At 37.3% G+C, this 18,716-nt stretch carries 10 protein-coding genes; 8 read left to right on the top strand and 2 right to left on the bottom strand.

All coding sequences use genetic code 11. From position 1 onward, the window contains the following. Positions 1-48: 48 nt before the first annotated feature. Together BLS49_RS17450 and asnA are read right to left on the bottom strand one after the other, a co-directional pair. Entirely contained in the window at positions 49-858 is an 810-nt protein-coding gene (locus BLS49_RS17450) for a lipase family protein (RefSeq protein ID WP_091233562.1), read from the bottom strand. A 355-nt stretch (positions 859-1,213) separates the two neighbouring features. Then, positions 1,214-2,239 (bottom strand): aspartate--ammonia ligase, encoded by a 1,026-nt coding sequence (gene asnA, locus BLS49_RS17445; protein ID WP_091233559.1) that lies wholly within the window; start codon positions 2,237-2,239, stop codon positions 1,214-1,216. Positions 2,240-2,720: 481 nt separating this feature from the next. Between asnA and BLS49_RS17440 the strand changes: the two genes are divergently transcribed. The 8 genes from BLS49_RS17440 to BLS49_RS17405 all read left to right on the top strand — a co-directional run. After that, positions 2,721-3,434, top strand: a complete 714-nt coding sequence (locus BLS49_RS17440; RefSeq protein ID WP_091233555.1) for a response regulator transcription factor — start codon at positions 2,721-2,723, stop codon at positions 3,432-3,434. Positions 3,435-3,473: 39 nt separating this feature from the next. Continuing rightward, positions 3,474-4,034, top strand: coding sequence for a hypothetical protein (locus BLS49_RS17435; protein ID WP_139173157.1), 561 nt, complete (start codon positions 3,474-3,476; stop codon positions 4,032-4,034). Next, a complete protein-coding gene (locus tag BLS49_RS17430) occupies positions 4,031-4,600 on the top strand; it encodes an ABC transporter permease (protein ID WP_091233548.1) in 570 nt (189 codons plus the stop codon). Before BLS49_RS17435 ends, BLS49_RS17430 begins: the two co-directional genes overlap by 4 nt. 357 nt (positions 4,601-4,957) lie before the next feature. Then, positions 4,958-5,902 (top strand): ACP S-malonyltransferase, encoded by a 945-nt coding sequence (locus BLS49_RS17425; protein WP_091233545.1) that lies wholly within the window; start codon positions 4,958-4,960, stop codon positions 5,900-5,902. Positions 5,903-5,916: 14 nt separating this feature from the next. Then, positions 5,917-6,585, top strand: coding sequence for a thioesterase II family protein (locus BLS49_RS17420; RefSeq protein WP_091233543.1), 669 nt, complete (start codon positions 5,917-5,919; stop codon positions 6,583-6,585). 46 nt (positions 6,586-6,631) lie between these two features. Then, on the top strand, positions 6,632-7,939 hold the full coding sequence (gene ectB, locus BLS49_RS17415; protein WP_091233540.1) for a diaminobutyrate--2-oxoglutarate transaminase: 1,308 nt from the start codon (positions 6,632-6,634) through the stop codon (positions 7,937-7,939). Beyond that, on the top strand, positions 7,926-11,852 hold the full coding sequence (locus BLS49_RS17410; protein ID WP_139173156.1) for a beta-ketoacyl synthase N-terminal-like domain-containing protein: 3,927 nt from the start codon (positions 7,926-7,928) through the stop codon (positions 11,850-11,852). Before ectB ends, BLS49_RS17410 begins: the two co-directional genes overlap by 14 nt. Before the next feature lie 19 nt (positions 11,853-11,871). Further along, the coding region (locus BLS49_RS17405) for a non-ribosomal peptide synthetase (protein WP_139173155.1) at positions 11,872-18,716 on the top strand (6,845 nt) is incomplete at its 3' end.

Raw genomic sequence — 18,716 nt, 5'->3', positions numbered from 1 at the left:
CCCTTTAAGTGTTTATGTTGTTCAGACAAAGGATTATATCGAGTGATATCAGGAAACTGGATCCGGCTTAGTAATAACTGTCGGGCAAAATTCAGGGTTCGTTGAACATAACATTTGCGCGTATTGAGGCTGTAGCTTGGATAGCTCTGCGAAATAGCTTGCTATTATGTGATTGGCACTAATCGACCCCATTTGAAAAGCAAGTTGAAAGACGCTTGGGACATGACTGTAGTAGTATGTCTTTTCGCGTTTAGGGAGCTTGTAGATGGATGGAGGCGCAAGGGTTACAACGTCAAAGGGATTAGCTATGCGATGGCTGTTCTGAACATATTTTGTAAAAGCTTTTTTAAAGGCAGGATCGCCCACACGAGGCGACCCATATGTATACAGGTTGGGAGAGACGAATATGGTGTTTGCAGCAACATCAATCGCACATAATGTTGCAAGAGCTGCACCAAGGCTATGTCCTGTAATGTAAAGTGCCTTATCAGGAGACAATTGGTTCAGCGTGTATATAATCTTTTTGCGAGCAGATGAATAAATATCTGTGAAGCCACGATGGGTAAGACAATCCTCTTTAATGTATTTGAAATTTTTTTGTGATGCGATCATATCGGATATCCAATTTGTTGTTGAACTGGTTCCGCGAAAGGCAACAATAATGTCTTGCGAGGACTCCAGAATAAACCCGAAGCGTTCCCATGCATTAATAATAGATTTAGCTTCAATGATATCACAGACTGAATAATGGGATGGAACGACGAACGAACCGTCTGTATTCGTAAACTGATCATAGGTTTGTCCACAGACCGCAGCCAGAAAGATAGCCCATTGCTCCTGCTCAACTGTCATGCTCATACATATCCCCCCTTCTCTTAAATATATTAGGATGAGGTGGGAGAGATGCCTGTACTGTAAAGAAGAGGCGTGCGGTGAGGGAGTATAGGCTACGTAATCAAACGGGCAAATTGTGTTGGAAGCAGATACTTAAAAAGTTAAATAATAAAGAAACAAAGCGACTCTGTCTCTATACCATTTTCTGAGGAGATGAAACCACTTTGAATCAAGAGATTGCGGCACTAAAAAACGCCAATTAAAGCCCTACAGATAGGGATTTTATTGGCGTATGGTACGAATTATCTAATAAGGTTAAGGCAAATATGTTAGTTGCTGTTGCTGTACTCCCGAATATGTGAGGACTAGGCCCTTTTCCCTAAAGTAAATTAATGCCGGAAACTTCACACAGTGTCCTCATATCTACAGGCCATACGGAGGATTGAACCTCACCGATGTGAGCCTTCTCCAGGATAAACATGCATAAACGGGATTGCCCGATCCCTCCACCGATGGTGAATGGGAGCTTATTGGCAAGAAGCTGTTGATGATATTCCAATGAGGCCCTCTCTGGGCATCCGGCTTCTGCTAGCTGACGCTTTAGTGAGTCGGAATCCACCCGAATTCCCATTGAAGAAAGCTCATAAGCACACTCTAGAAGCGGGTTCCATACAATGATATCCCCATTTAGTTGCCAATCGTCATAATCTGGTGAACGTGCATCATGTCGTAAGCCGGATGCTGGAAGCAAGCCTCCAATCTGCATTACGAACACTGCTCCATAATCCCTTGCCGCTGCGTCCTCGCGTTGCTTAGGCGTCAAATATGGGTACAGGTCCTCAAGCTCATGTGAAGTGATGAAGGTGATGGCTTCCGGCAATTTGCGGCTAAGGCGGGGATATCGCTCACTGATGAAGGCTTCGGTTGATTTGATAGCTTCATAAATTTGCTCTACTGTTGTCATCAGTGTCCCCACATGCCGTTCCTCACGGGAAATTATTTTTTCCCAATCCCACTGGTCTACATAAATGGAGTGCAGATGATCAAGTACTTCGTCACTTCTTATGGCATTCATTTGTGTATACAGGCCTTCACCATGCTCGAACCCGTAATTTGCCAGCGCCATTCGCTTCCACTTGGCTAAAGAATGTACAATTTCCAGGGTCTGATCTTGAATACCTGGTGCATTGAACTGGACGGGTCTTTCTGTTCCGTTCAGGTTGTCGTTAATCCCGTTTCCTGTAACAACGAACAGTGGTGCACCTACATTTGTCAAATTCAGAGCTGCTGCCAGCTCTTGCTCAAAGACCCGTTTGAGGGTATAGATTGCCCTCTGTGTCTCCTTGATGTCTAACTTCGATTCGTATTGTTTAAAATTTTTAAATGGCGTTTCTGCAGATTTCATGAGAACTTCCCCTCGATAGGTTTATTAAGATCTCAGCAAGACGGAATGTTTCGATTGCTCAGGAATCCATTTAATGATCCTCGCATTATGGTGAGCATTAAAGTCTTTTCTAAGCTCTTGTTCACAGCATGTTACTTGAAAGCACAGTGTATTTTGTCTATATCAATCCTAATTTATAACAAATCCATATCATTTGTACCAAGTTATTACAAAATTATTAAATGGATTATAGCAAGACAACTATTTAATTTCAACCATATTTTAACAATCCGGCAATATAAACTTGCATATATTTTACTATTAATACTATAATTTATATTAATTAATTACATATGTATTTTATTCATCATATTTCAATTTTCCGAGTATACCTTAATGAACTACTTCGTGATCAAAAGCTGATTTAGAACCAATCTTTTAGTGGATGTGTAGTTAGATGGTTGCAGATACTTAATATACTAATTAATTCAGGAGAATAGATATGAATCGACACCGAAAGATCCTTATTATAGAAGATGATAGAGACATTTCCAGAATTATAAAGGACTACGTCGACAATAACGGATTTGAGGCTACTATCGCTGGTAACGGTAAAGATGCCTTGTATTTGATTGAGCTATTGAAGCCAGAGTTCATTATTCTGGATATTATGCTGCCTGATATTGACGGAATCGAGCTTTGTCGGCAAATTCGCGAGAACAATAATGTCCCGATTCTTATCCTGAGTGCACGAGGCAGCGACACTGATAAAGTTCTTGGTCTTGGATTTGGTGCAGATGATTATATGACGAAGCCCTTCTCATTAACTGAATTATTAGCAAGAATTAAATCTAATTTAAGAAGAATTGAGAGTTTGATCAGTGCCCCGTCAAAGCAATCGGAGAGCGAGGATATTATGCACTTTGGAACGATCACCATTGATAGAAAAGGATATAAAGTAACGAATAAAGGCAATGAAGTTTCACTAACCGCGAAGGAACTGGAGCTATTATTTTTTCTGTCCAGGCATAGAAATCAAGTGTTCGCAAAAAGTCAGCTTTTGGATGCTGTATGGGGCTACACTACGTATGGAGATGAAAGTACGATTACCGTGTATATTCGAAGATTAAGAGAGAAGTTGGAAGATGATCCTTCGAATCCTATGTATATTAAAACAGTTCGGGGGATCGGATACAAATTTAGCCTGGATGAATAGCAAGTGGATGATAAGTAAGAATGGGAGATACATATGTATTTGAGTGATTGGATTAGAAAATGGATCAAATTCGTCTTTGCTTGTTTACTCATCATATTCGGGTGTGGAATTGGTTTTCTCTGGGACAACTATAATAATGAGTACAAAGCTGATTCTCGGCCTGTTATTAACCAGGTACGGATTCTGGTGCGTGACATTATGCTTTACCTAGAGCAATATAATCAGGAAATTCATATTGATACCAAGCTACAAGATACCCTTCAGGTCATGGCTCAAGATCATCAAGTGAGCTTGATTTATGTGCAACTGGATGGCCGTGTGATTTTCAATTCTTCACCAGACAGCACCGTCCAACAAATAGATTTAAAAACAGCGCTTCATTATGATTTATTTCATGCAATAGTAGATAGCGACACCTATTATATCGCTTTTCCTGTGGTTGATGAGGCAACCCAAACTCAGGTTGGGAATGCTAAATTTGCAATACCTGCAAGCGCTGTGTTTATTGAGAAAACCCACGCTAAACCTCTTTTCCTCTTCCCCAGGCTGTCGCTAATCAATCTATTTCAGCAAGGGTTACAGCGGATGTGCCTAAAGTGAATCATCCTGATTATAACGACTATAATCTAGCATATATTAATTTGGTTGATGACCGAGATACCGATCTCATAGTAAATGAATTGAATGTACAATATAAGGATTCCTTGTCAGCACAATCAGTGCAAACCGCAACACATGCTACATTTAAACAAGCTGTCGCATCTTTAATTTTACCTATGAGTATCATGGGATTGTTATTTACTGGAGTTAGATGCATCATCGTATACAGTACAAGTCGGATTAACATCAGAAAAGAAAGTAAAATCTACGGGATATATAAATCCATAGGTCTGACTTCAACAAAAATCAGATTGTCAATAACACTGGGGATCGTAGCTCTTTCTTCGATTGGAGCCGTCATAGGTATATTTGTGGGAGTGTATCTTCTGCCTATGATTCTAGGGAGCATACTCCTTGATTATGGCATTGCTGAATTACCTTTAATACTGAATTGGGGAGGGATCATTGCCTTTGCCTGTGTGACTATAATTGCAGCAGGGCTTGGCTCTTGGGCTTCTTCAAGATTAGTGGCTACAACATCTCCACATATACTTGTAATAGAGTAATTTTCCATCGGCTAAACTTAATTGTTTAGCCGATGTCTGTTTTTGGGAATTTACTTCCATATTGGAATTGTACCTCCCCCATTACTCTTCTCCTCTTGAATGATATTCCGTATGCTCGTATACATCTTTAGTAGTACAAAGCAAATGTGGAATAAATAGTATTTAATTACTTGATATCACATTAAATGAAAATAAAAATAATATAAACATAAATATAGTATATTGACTATAATAGTATATTATAATAATATGGCACTATAAATCCTTGAATATCAATAAATTGAATTTTTTGTATGATTAATCTAATAAAATACTTAATTTAAAGATGACTGATTATTAAAAAACGAGGGGATAAAGATGGAGAAATTTGCATTTATTTTCCCAGGACAGTCTTCACAGAGAAAAGGGATGTTAGAAGAACTGTATATCGAAAGTGAAATAGTACGACATACTTTTGAGGAAGCATCAGAGATTGTGGGGGATGATATCTCTCGCATTTGTTTTGAAGATGAGAAAGAGATACTTTGCGATATAACAATTAGCGCACCAATTATTGTAGCGGTAGGTGTTGCCTCATTTAGACATATTGTAAATGAGATGCAACTCTATCCTTCTTTTATGGCGGGACATAGTTTAGGTGAATATAGTGCTTTAACTTGTGCAGGAGTATTTACTCTGGAAGAAGTACTGCCTTTGGTAACATTTCGATCAAAGATTGCACAGAAAATGATGTATGAGAAACAAGGTGTGATGTCTGTAATATACAATATTGCCTATCAGGAAATAGAAGAAATGTGTAAGCAAATGCGTAGACAAGGTGTAAATGTATGGGTAAGTTGCAATAACTCTATTCGTCAAAGTTGTGTTGTAGGAAGAGAATGTGATGTAGAGAAACTAGAAATGAAAGCTTCAAAAAGTGGTGCCTCGTATAAACGAATTGTTGGAAATGCGCCCTATCATAGTCCAATGATGGAACCAGCAGTTGAAGAGTTGGCTGAATATATTAGGAATTGTCACATCAATGCACCACGGTATCCTGTGATCAGCAATTGGTCAGTGAAGCCTTATCATATGGATTCAGTTCTACATAATTTGACGCAACAGCTTGTATTCCCGGTGAAATGGTTTCAGACGATTGAATATTTCAAACGGCAAAATACGAATATATGGGTTGAACTTGGAAGCGGAAAAATATTATCAAGGCTTATGAAATCAACAGATGCCGAAATCCAATCATATAGCTACGAATTAGTCGAAGATAGAAGGACTCTATCGAGTTATTTAGTTGGGAGTATGGTGTGAATTCATGAGATTATATACTACCCTATGCAGGCGGATTTTCTTTCACATATCAAAAGTGGAAAAGGTTTTTAGACAGAGGAATTGAATTGCATCCCATTGAATTTCCAGGTAGAGGTACTAGATTTAAGGAATCAATATGTCAAACTATTGGTCAAATGGCCGATAACGTGATGAGTCAGATCGAGACGGAAGAAGAGGAATATGCACTATTTGGCCATAGTATGGGTGTGTATGTTCTTTTAGAACTGTACTCACGAATATATAGTAGCAAGAAATCACTCCCTAAGCATGTTATTATCTCAGCGATGAATCCACCTCATTTATATAATCCCAAAGGTTACCATTTACTTGATAACGATCAATTTCAAACTAAAATGTGCGAAATGGGTGGGATCCCCCCGACAATTACAAAAGATGCGGAATTTTCCAAGTATGTGTTTAATTTATTATTGAATGATTTTAAAGCTGTAGAAGATTATGAAGTCGCTGATGATATGCCGCTGATTTCATGTGATATTAGTTTGTTCAGCAGTGCATCTGACATTTCCTATGACAATATGATGCAGTGGAATCAATATGCAAGCATGACTTGCTCATACTACGAATTTGAAGGATCACATTTTTTTATTAATGAATATGTCTTTGAGACTGTGAGTACGATAAATACTATTCTAGGATTCTAAAGATACCATTAATTATAAAAATATTAATTGAAGGAGTCTGATTCCTATCAACGCATTCGAATTGTATGAGTCCAATGTACGTTCTTATTGTAGGTCTTTTAGTGATGTTTTTCTGAAGGCAAAAGACGACGTCATTTATTCTGAAACTGGCAAAAAATATATTGATTTTTTTGCAGGTGCGGGTGCGCTGAATTACGGTCATAACAATGATTATATAAAGGAACAGCTTCTGACATACATAAATGATGATGGCTTAACACATGGGTTAGATATGTATACGGTTGCAAAAAGAGAGTTCGTAACGAAATTTGTAGAGCGTATTCTGAAACCGAGAGATCTCGAATACAAACTGCAATTCTGCGGGGCGACAGGCACAAATGCTGTAGAAGCAGCGCTAAAATTAGCCCGAAAGGTGAAGAAAAGAACTAATATATTTTCTTTTATGGGCTCGTTCCACGGGATGTCCTTGGGAAGTCTCTCGGCTACAAGTAATAAAAGTAGTAGAGAGGGGGCAGGAATGCCACTTAATCAAGTGACGTTCATGCCACATCCTTTTGGGTTGATGAATCATTTCGATACGATCCAGTATATTGAGAGTATTCTGCTTGATGATCATTCAGGTATAGAAAAGCCAGCTGCAATTATTTTTGAGACGGTGCAAGCCGAGGGTGGAGTTAATCCAGTTTCAGAGCAATGGTTAAGAAGATTAGCTGATTTGTGTAAGAGACATGATATATTGCTAATTTGTGATGATATTCAAGTAGGATGTGGTAGAACAGGCACATTTTTCTCTTTTGAAAGAGCAGGAATTGTACCTGATATGGTCACACTCTCCAAATCAATTAGTGGATATGGCCTACCTATGTCATTGCTCTTATTAAAACCTGAGCTAGATGAATGGAAACCTGGTGAACATAATGGAACTTTTAGAGGGAATCAAATGGCTTTTGTTACTGCCTGTGCAGCATTAGAGTTAAGAGAAAAATTAGATTTGGACAATATAGTTATGAGAAATGAAAGATTCATTCAAAGTTATTTGGAGAAAAACATAGGTACTATTAGTGAAAAAATAGAGATTCGTGGGTTAGGTATGATTTGGGGAATAGATCTATCAAAAATAGGTGATAGTGCTCTTTCCAAAAAAATAGTACTGGATTGTTTTGATAAGGGATTAATTTTAGAACGAGCTGGTCGAGAAGATTCCGTAGTGAAATTATTGCCTCCACTGACTATTACTGCAGATCATCTTGAAAGAGGATGTGAAATACTGAGTGAAGTCATGCATTCAAACATAGTGGGCTGTGAAATAGCGTCACACCATAACGTTGGAGGGGAATATTTTGGAAGAAAATAATGTATTAAAGTTTAGTACATTAACTCAGTTATTGATTGATAAAGATAATGAAAAGGAAAACGGGATCACATTTGTGAAAAGCAAGTCAGAGGAGATTCGTTGTTCTTTTCATGAAATTTATAGGAAGTCCTTGTGTATTCTAGGTTATCTTCAAAGTAAAGGGTTAAAAAGTAAAGATAAATTAGTATTTCAATTGGGTGAAAATTATGATTTCATTCATGTGTTTTGGGCTTGCATTCTTGGAGGAATTGTCCCCGTCCCCATTGTGGCGGATGAAAAAGATGAATTTAGGCGCAAGTTGTATAATGTATTACTAATTTTAGAGAACGGGTATGTAATTGGAAAAAAGGATTCTTTAACAAAGTTAAAAGAATTTGCAGAACAAGAAAACTATGATTTTAATTTAGTGAATGAACGTTTTATAGATTGTGAGCAAACCCTCTTGTATTCAGAAAATGGCCAGCTCCATGCGCCAATGCCTGAGGATACGGCATTTATCCAATTCTCCTCTGGTTCAACGGGCATGCCCAAAGGCGTTGTGTTAACACATAGAAATTTAATGCTGAACATAGATGCTATTATTGCCGGAGTGAATCTAAATCGTAAAGATGTCATCGTATCGTGGATGCCGCTAACACATGATATGGGGTTGATTGGATGTCATCTGGCCATGACAGCAGCGGATGTTGCTCAATGCACCATGAATACAATGTTGTTTGTGGTGAAACCTACGTTATGGCTGGATAAGATTACTGAACATAAGGGAACCATACTCGCTTCACCTAATTTTGGGTTGAAATATGCATTATTAGGCCTTGAGAGAAATCGTAATAAAAATAACAATTATGATTTTTCAAACGTGAGAATTATTTTTAATGGTGCTGAGCCTATATCCATTAAAATTTGTGATGAGTTTATGAATCAAATGTCTAATTATGGTTTGAAAGAAAGCAGCATGTTTCCTGTGTATGGGATGGCGGAGGCTACGCTTGCTATTGCATTTCCCAAACTAAATGAGGGTCGAATTCATCGAATTGTAATTAATAGAAACTCCCTTAAGGTAGGAGAAAAGATCATCTATCTTGATGATGAGAATGATGCATCCGCTTCATCTTATGTGGATGAGGGATATGCTGTAAAACATTGTGAAATACGAGTATGTGATCATGATAGTAAGGTTTTAGGAAGCGATATGTTAGGGATCATACAAATTAAAGGTGGTAGTGTCTCAGACCATTACTATTCCAATAAAGATGCAACAGAAGAATCGAGAACTGCAGACGGATGGTTTAAAACCGGTGATCTTGGCTTTTTCTGCAATGATCGATTAGTAGTAATAGGACGATCCCAGGAAATAGTTATCGTAAATGGACAAAATTATTTCTCGAATGATCTGGAACGTATTGCTTGTGAAGTAAAAAAAATCGGTCCTAACAAAGTGGCCATTTGTTCAACAATAGATCAAGAAACACAGACAGAGAAAATACTGGCTTTCGTAGTGCATAAGGGTGATAACAAAAAATTTGTTCCTATAACATTTGCTTTAAGAGAGCAGTTTGCCAAGACCATCGGGATCAATATGGACTATATTATACCTGTTGCAACAATTCCCAAGACTTCAAGTGGAAAACTAATGCGTTTCACATTAAAAGAGAATTTTGATAATGGCTCTTATAAAGATGTTATTGATGAGTGTAACGCACTAATTGAGGAAGAAAGATTAGCGAGTAATGCTGAATTCGATGAGAGGACGAGTCATTCTAAACAACAATCACTATACAACATTCATGAGGTTAATCAAACTATTTTAGCCATATGTAATGAAGTGTCGCCGGATTTGAAAATAGGTTTAAACGATAATTTTTTTCAATACGGTATTAACTCATTATTGTTAAATCATATAGCAGCTCGTTTGGATGAAATATACCCTAACAGGATTACTAGTGAGGATTTCTTTAAATATTCGAGTATCCAAAAGTTAGCTAAGTATATATGTGGTATCGAAGAGGAAAACAGCAAATATTCAAAAAATGAAGATTTCCCAAAAAATGTGAACGATAACAAGAGATCAGATATAGCCATTATTGGAATGTCAGCTATTTTACCAGGAGCTTCAAACATTCATGAATTCTGGAGTAATTTGTGTGGTGGTGTAGAAAGTGTTGGTTCTCTACCAAACACGAGAAAAAATGATGTAGACAATTATTTGAATAGTCTAGGAGTCGAAGGCGTTAGAAAAGTGAATGATTCCGGATTTATTTATGAAATCGACAAGTTTGATCACGAATTTTTCAAAGTACTTAAGAGAGAAGCTATTGCAATGTCACCGTCCCAAAGATTATTTCTAGAGACGGCTTACGCCTCGATCGAAGATGCGGGGTACGGAGGCGATGCGTTAAAGTCTAGTAAAACAGGAGTTTATGTTGGTTATATATCTGACTTAGAGGGTTATCAGTATCAGGATATTTTGAAAAAATCGAAAGACTCTCAGTCTGCTACAGGTGCTTTATCCGCAAATATTAGTGGACGATTGTCTTATTTTATGGATTTTAAAGGTCCGAGTTTAATTGTTGATAGTGCTTGTTCAGCCTCTATGTCTGCTCTAAATATTGCTTGCCAGGGGATAGCCAATGGAGATTGTGAGCAAGCCATTGTAGGTGGCGTACAACTAAAGGTATTACCCATCATAGGAAATGATCCTATTGGAATTGAATCCTCCGATGGTCATACACGACCTTTTGCAGAAAATGCTGATGGGACAGGTGAGGGCGAAGGAATCGTTTCGATTCTAATCAAACCCTATGACAAGGCTAAAAAAGATAAAGATCATGTGTATGCGGTAATTCGCTCGATCCATACTAATCAAGACGGACATTCAGTGGGGCTTTCTGCACCTAATCCCGATGCCCAAGCTGCATTAATCATAGATACTGTAGAAAAATCTGAGCTTAGTGTTGAAGATATATCATACATTGAAGCACATGGGACAGGAACAAAATTAGGCGATCCCATCGAGATTAATGCACTAACAAAAGCGTTCAGGTCACAAACAGATCTAAAACAATTCTGTGCAATAGGTTCAGTTAAATCTAACATAGGGCATTTGTATGCTTCTTCTGGTTTGGTGAGTATCGTCAAGTGTTGCATGATGCTCAAACATAAAGTGATTCCTGCTACGGTAAACATCGAATCTTTAAATAGTAAAATTAATTTTGCTGATTCTCCGTTCTATGTAAATAGGCATTATAAGAAGTGGGACACAGAAATGATCCCTCGCAGATGTGGCGTTAGTAATTTTGGTTTCTCAGGTACTAATTGTCATACGATTCTTGAAGAATTTATAGAAGATAGAAGTACAGAACAGGCTCCTAAATCATATCCATTTGTTTTGTCTGCGACAACTAGAAACGGTCTGAAAACGTTAGCAAATACTTATTTTGATTATTTGACTTCAAATAATGAGTTAAGACTAGCTGATATTTGTTACACGGCATCCATGGGAAGGGGCCATGATCCACATCGTTTAGCTATAGTCGCTAAAGACACGAAGGAACTGATACAGAAGCTTGGCCAATTCGATTATGCTACGCAGCTTAAAGAGCAAATATATGTTGGTGAAGTTAAAGTAGTTCAAGATTTGCGAAAAGGTGTTCAGTGGGGTGAATTAACGTCGGAAGATGTAGAACAACTCAATGAATCGACCAGGAAGTACATTTCTAATTTCTTGAGTGATCCGAAAGAAGCCGATAGAGATCGTTTAATGGAGAAAATATGTGGACTATATGTGAGAGGTTCACAGCCCTGCTGGAACGACCTATTCATGGTTGAAAATTGTAGAAGAGAGAGCTTACCTACTTATTTATTCAATAAAAATAGATGTTGGCCGGAATTTTTAGTTTTGCAAAACATATAAAATATAAGGAGTAAATGAAATGAATACAAATAATTATGAAATAGTTGTAGATAGATTAACGAAACTGATAGCAACTACAGCAAGGATGGATCCTCAAGGAATAGATCGGTATGAGAATCTTATCGAGCTAGGTGCTGATTCTATCATATTAACGGATGTAAATAGCTATATTAAGGAGGAATTCCATGTAGAAATTCCTCTTACACTATTTTTTGAACAGCTAACCTCGGTAGCAGATATTTCAGATTATATATTACCTCGACTTCAGTCGGATTATTTCATACAAATCGAACAAAGTACCGATGCTCTACAAAAGATTGCTATTGAAAATAATGTTCTGGATAAAGCTACTGAGGATGTAAAACATAATGAGCATTTGGTGAATCATTCAGAAGCACCGACGAATGTACCTATCAATGTACCTGTCAATATACAAATTGATGATGCTTCTGTAGCAAGTTTATTTTCACAGCAGCTAGAAATAATGAATAATCAATTAAAATTTTTATCGGGTAATCACGTAGCAGCAACGACTATGACACCTAATACTGGTACAATGAAGCTCCCCGAACAAGGTCAAAAAATAGAAAACAAAACTAGTTATAAAGAGCCGCATGTTGTCGAGATTAATCAGGATCATAGCAATAGCAGTTATAAACCCTATATCCCACACAAACGTATAGAATTGGAGAAAAAGCGGAGTAACGAGAAACAAACCGAGCATATTCAAGATTTGATTGAACGTTATACAGCTAAAACTAAATTATCTAAAGAATTCGCAGCAAAATACAGATTACCTTATGCGGATTGGAGAAATATTTCAGGATTTCGGCCTGCCATTAAAGAAATGGTGTATCAGCTCGTATTCCAGGATAGTAAAGGTTCTCACATTACAGATATTGATGGTAATACCTACATTGATTTAACGATGGACTTCGGCGTTAGTCTTTTCGGTCATAATGCAAATTTTATTAAAGAGGCTATAACGAATGAATTAACTAAAGGATTTCCACTTAGTTTGATTACAGATTTATCAGGTGAGGTAGCAGAATTAATATGTGAATTTACGGGTACAGAAAGAGTATCCTTTTTTAACTCTGGTACAGAGGCCGTTATGGTTGCGCTTCGTGTTGCACGAGCAGCAACAGGGAAAAATAAAGTTGTAATTTTCGCGGGTGCTTATCATGGAACCTTTGACGGAGTACTGGGAATGCATCCTATGAACAAAGCGAAGGAAGTTGTTACACCAATAGCTGGGGGAATTCCACAGGGTCTTGTAGACGATATTTACATCCTGGACTATGACGATCCAGAATCATTAGTGTTTATTTCAGAGCATGCGGATGAACTCGCTGCGGTTCTTGTTGAACCGGTTCAGAGTAGAAGACCGGATCTGCAACCACGAGCGTTTCTACATGAATTAAGGAATTTAACAGAGAACAAAGGAATCAAATTGATCTTTGATGAGATGATACTAGGTTTTCGTTTGGGAAAAGGTGGAGCACAAGAGTTTTTTGGAGTAAAGGCAGATTTGGTTACTTATGGAAAAATCGTTGGTGGTGGAATGCCAATTGGTATTGTTGCTGGAACAAAGGAAGTTATGAATTGTATTGATGGTGGTGTATGGAATTATGGTGATGACTCCACTCCACCCGATGAGGAAAGAAGAACATTTGCTGGTGGAACGTTCTGTCATCATCCATTGACTATGGCGGCAGCGAAGGCAGTTTTACATAAAATAAAAGCAGAAAGTGATACCATTTATCCCGTTATCAACGCTAGAACGAAATTTTTAGCGGATACTTTGAATGCCTTTTTTATAGAGAATCAGGCCCCTATTGAGATTGTGTACTGTGGATCTCTCTTTAGATTTATATTAAGAGGCAATATGGAAATGTTCTATTATCATCTTCTGGATAAAGGGGTCTATATTTGGGAAGGTAGAAACAGCTTCTTATCTGTCAGCCATACCGATGAGGATTTGGAAAAAATAATTAATGCAGTAAAAGAGACTTGTCTACAAATGAAATCAGTTTTTTTTTTAGTAGATGAGAAGATAGACCGTTATAGTGTAAAGGCTCACAAGACCCTTGAGTTAACCTTGGAGCAACAAAAAATGTTAGCTTCTGAAATGGTGAATCAGGGCACAAGTGCATTTAATCAACCTATTCTAATCAGTATAGAAGGTCATATTGACTATAGTTGTGTGAATGCTGCGTTAGAAATCGTTGTGGCTAGGCATGAAGCATTACGTTATACAATCACAAGTGACATGTCAAAATTTTGCATTAATAGTAACGTAACTAATCCTGTTGTCGTGATCAAAACAGATATAGATTCAGAATCCAATGTTATATCTGAGTTGGTAAATACAAGATTTGATTATATCAATGGTCCGTTATTTAAGGTGTATGTTTTGGAACCAAACAACATATCCAATGGTAGTGTGAGAATGCTAATTATAGCTCATCACTTAATTGCAGATGGGTGGTCAGTGTCGCTACTTTTTGAGGAATTAATTGAAGCCTATAATAGCTTAAAGACAGGAGATACTCCCAGATTTAATGAGGTTGTGAGCTTTAGTGAGTATTTAGATCTGAATGAAATCGCCTTAAAAGGTCTCGATAAAACGGAATTTTCTAATTTCTGGAGAGAATATCTGAGCGATTGTGATCATGAGATTCATTTACCCCAAAGAAACCTGATGTCGGTTGCGGATACAGGTAAAAATAAAGGGGAACGTCTAACTTACACCACAGATGATAGTTTTATAAAAAAAGTAAGGAAATTAGCAGCAACCGCTAAATGCAGCCCCTTTATTGTGTTCCTTTCAGTATATCAAATCATGCTTAATCAGATCTCGGAGCAGAAAAATTTCGCCATCGCAGTACCCGTTGCAGGACAACAAGCTATCGCACCTAAATCGTTAATTGGTAATTGTAATTCTATTCTTCCAATAGTGGCGCAGCTCAATGATGACTCAACGATTATTAATCTTGCAAAAAGCAACTTAAAAACGTTCAGGGAATTTGATGTTATTAAAAACTTTCCTATGGATTCATTAAGTATGGAGATTGAAATAAGTCATCCCCAGATGAATATTATGTTCAATATGGATCGAATGCCTCAAAGTAAAGAATTTATAGAAACGACGATTGAAATTTTGCCATTAGATTTAGAAAATGTGAAATACGACTTGTTTTTTAACATCATTGATTTTAAAGGTGAAATTGTATTTGACATCGATTTTAATAGTGAACTTTATTCAAGAGAGAGCGTATCCAGATGGTTGCAGCTATACCTTAGTATTATGGAGCAATTATGTGATGATCCAATTCGTCCATTATATGATTTGAACGTTTTCTCGCAAGAAGATGAGACGACGACTATTAGTGTTGTGAATAATATCAATTTAGGACAACTTGAAAGACAATTGTCTATTCATGTATCTGATTACGGCATTCTAAATGATGAATTCTGTTGCTCTATCCTGAATAAAGAGGGTAAACCGGTCATCACGAATAATTATGGCCAGTTATATTTAGGTAAAAATAGAATTGAAATTTATAATACAGGATGGCTTGCAAGAATAACGAATGAGGCCCAGCTAGAAATGGTTGGACATCAGGAGCAATGCTTCTTAAAAGACGGAAGGTTATTTAGCACGTGGTTAATTGAAGAAAAGCTTAACCAATGCCCTTTACTCAGTGAAGCTGAGGTTATTTATGATGCAGTTAATCATAATATCGTCGCAAATGTTCAATTCATTACAGAAGATAAATATGTTAACAACCTGCTTGATTGGTGTCATTTGAACATTCCATTGGGGATGATTCCAGAGAAGTTCTATAGTAATGTACAAAATGGTCAATCCGAGACGGAAAAAATATTGCTTGAATATAAGCATGCTGATATGACGGATACAGAAGCGACAGTATTTGAAATTGTTAGTCGTCTGATCGACTCAGATCATTTTAGTAAGGATGACGGTGTGTTCTCGTTAGGATTGAACTCATTAAAAGTACTAAAAATGATTTCTGAAATCCAGGTGAGATATGATGGTATTCGTATACCTATTTCTAAGCTGGGACAATCCTTATCGGTGAGTAGTATTGCTATTATTATCGATGAGTTATTAATTAACAGTCAAAAATCACAAATAATTACTATTCCTAAGATAGAAGAAAAACCTTACTATGAAACATCCTCCTCCCAAAAAAGAATGTATGTCCTGCACGAGTTTAACCCGGATAGTTTAAATTATAATCTTCCATCTGTCATAAAAATTACCGGTAAATTTGATATAGACAAATTCAATAATGCATTAAACACAATAGTAAATCGACACGAAAACTTGAGAGCTAATTTTGCCCAAATTGATGGTGAAATTGTACAGATTATTAAGGGTATTACTGAAATTAATAATATCCAAATTGAGTATATTGAGAGCTTAGATGAAATCAATGAAGAGCAGTGTATTGAGACGCTAAGAAAAGATTTTATCAGACCATTTGATCTGAAGAATGATTCATTAATGAGAGCGCGCGTAATAAAGGTTAGTTCAGATAACTTCATATTATTTTTGGATTTTCACCATATCATCTTCGACGGTGCGAGTGCTTTAATTTTGGCCAAAGAAATCATGGCTATCTATAACGATATCGCGTTATTGCCTCTGAAATGCCAGTATAAAGATTTTGTTGTATGGCAAAATGAGCTTTTACGCTCTGAAGAAATTCGTATACAAGAATCATATTGGAAAGATGTTTTCAGTAGCGAGGCTCCCGAAAGTGGTATTGCGACAGACTTTGTTCGACCACTTTCCAGAAGTTATGCCGGGAATATATTGAAGTATGACATTAATGCAGATGTGAAGCAGATGATATCGAAAAGATGTAGAGAGAATGAGTGCACGCAGTACACATTTTTTATCTCTGCATTAAATGTGTTGTTGTCCATGTATTCTAGACAAACAGACATCGTTGTGGGGACCTTAGTTGAGGGACGCAACCATCATAACTTACAAGATCTCATTGGGATGTTTGTAAATACTGTACCTATAAGAAACTCTTTAGATCAACAACAACGTTTTAATGATTTTTTGAAAACTGTTCAGAATAATACAATGATGGCTTTCTCTAATTCGGAGGTGCAATTAGAGAGAATCATTGAATTGTCAGGAATTAAGAGCGAAGTAAACAGAAATCCACTGTTTGATATTATGTTCTCTTATCAAGATTTCGATTACTTAAAATTAGAATCAACTGATGTTACGTTTGAATATCAAGAATTATTAACAGATGATTGTAAATTCGATATTGAATTTGAAATTGTAGATCGTGGGGACAACTACACATTAATGGTTGAGTATGCTACAGAGTTATTCAAGGAAGAAACAATTGACCGAATGGTAGGGCATTTTATAACACTGCTTCATTCGATTTTACTAGATCCAGCACAGAAATGTTATGAACTTGATATGGTTACAGCGGAAGAAAAGGAACAACTATTAGTCGAATTTAATGATACGAAAGTAGAATATGAGCATGAGAAGACTATATTAGATCTGTTCGAGGAATGGGCGCATAAATCACCGACCAAAACAGCGATCAGGTATGAAGAGCAAGATGTCATGTACGAGGAATTAAATAGTAGAGCGAATCAAATAGCTAAATTCCTTCTGAATAATCGAATAAGTGAAGAAGATGTTGTAGGCATCATGTTAGAAAGAACACCTGACATGATTCGAAGCATCATGGGGATTTGGAAAGCAGGTGGTGCATACTTGCCACTTGATGTAGATCATCCTATTCAAAGACGATTAGATATTCTACAGGAAGCTAACGTGAAATATATTTTGACCTTGTCCAGGCATGTTACGGAGGAGTTCAAGAATGGGTATCATGGGGAAATCATTTGTTTAGATCAGATTGAGAAGCAATTAGATGCTATAAATCAAGATGATTTGAAGAAAAGTATCAAGCCGTCCGGCTTAGCCTATATTTTGTTCACATCAGGTTCCACAGGGAAACCAAAGGGAGTCATGATTGAACATGCAGGGATGTTGAATCATATTCTGGCGGAGCGGGATATGTTAGGGCTTGATCATCGTTTTGTGTTTGCTCAGAACGCGAATCATTGTTTTGATATTTCAGTGTGGCAAATGGTAGGGGCATTAGCTTTGGGCGGTACCACCGTTATTTATTCCAACGAATTAGTATTGGAACCGAAGCGATTCGTAGATTCTATAGCTAAGGATCGTGTGACTTTGCTTGAAGTCGTACCTTCCTACATGTCAGTAATGATGGACTATATAGAAGACAGCGGAATCCGTTTGCCAGAATTGAAGTATTTGATGATCACAGGCGAGATGGTTAAACCTTATTTGTTAAGACAATGGTTTAATATTTGCGCTGAAATTCCTGTGATCAATGCCTATGGTCCAGCAGAGGCATCTGATGATATCTGTCAGCATGTAATCAGAAGTATGCCAGAGACCATGGTTAACGTACCGATAGGTAAACCTCTAAATAATGTAAGTATATATATACTTGATTCTGTTAGCAGATTGTGTCCGGTTGGAGTTGTAGGTGAGTTATGTGTAGCAGGGGTCTCTGTTGGCAGAGGTTATGTGAACGATGAACTAAGAACGAAACGGGCTTTTTTTGAAGATCCATTTGTTATGAATGGGGACAAGGAGTTCAGTGGAGTTCAGAGAATGTACCGAACAGGTGACCTGGCAAGATGGCTGCCTGATGGAACTATTGAGTACTTGGGAAGAATGGATGAACAAGTCAAAGTCAGAGGCTACAGAATTGAATTGGGAGAAATTGAAAGTGTAATTAGAAAACAAACAGGTGTAAG

Origin of the sequence: Fontibacillus panacisegetis (assembly GCF_900102215.1) — a bacterium.
GTDB lineage: Bacteria > Bacillota > Bacilli > Paenibacillales > Paenibacillaceae > Fontibacillus > Fontibacillus panacisegetis.
This window is presented reverse-complemented; position numbering and strand designations above follow the sequence as displayed.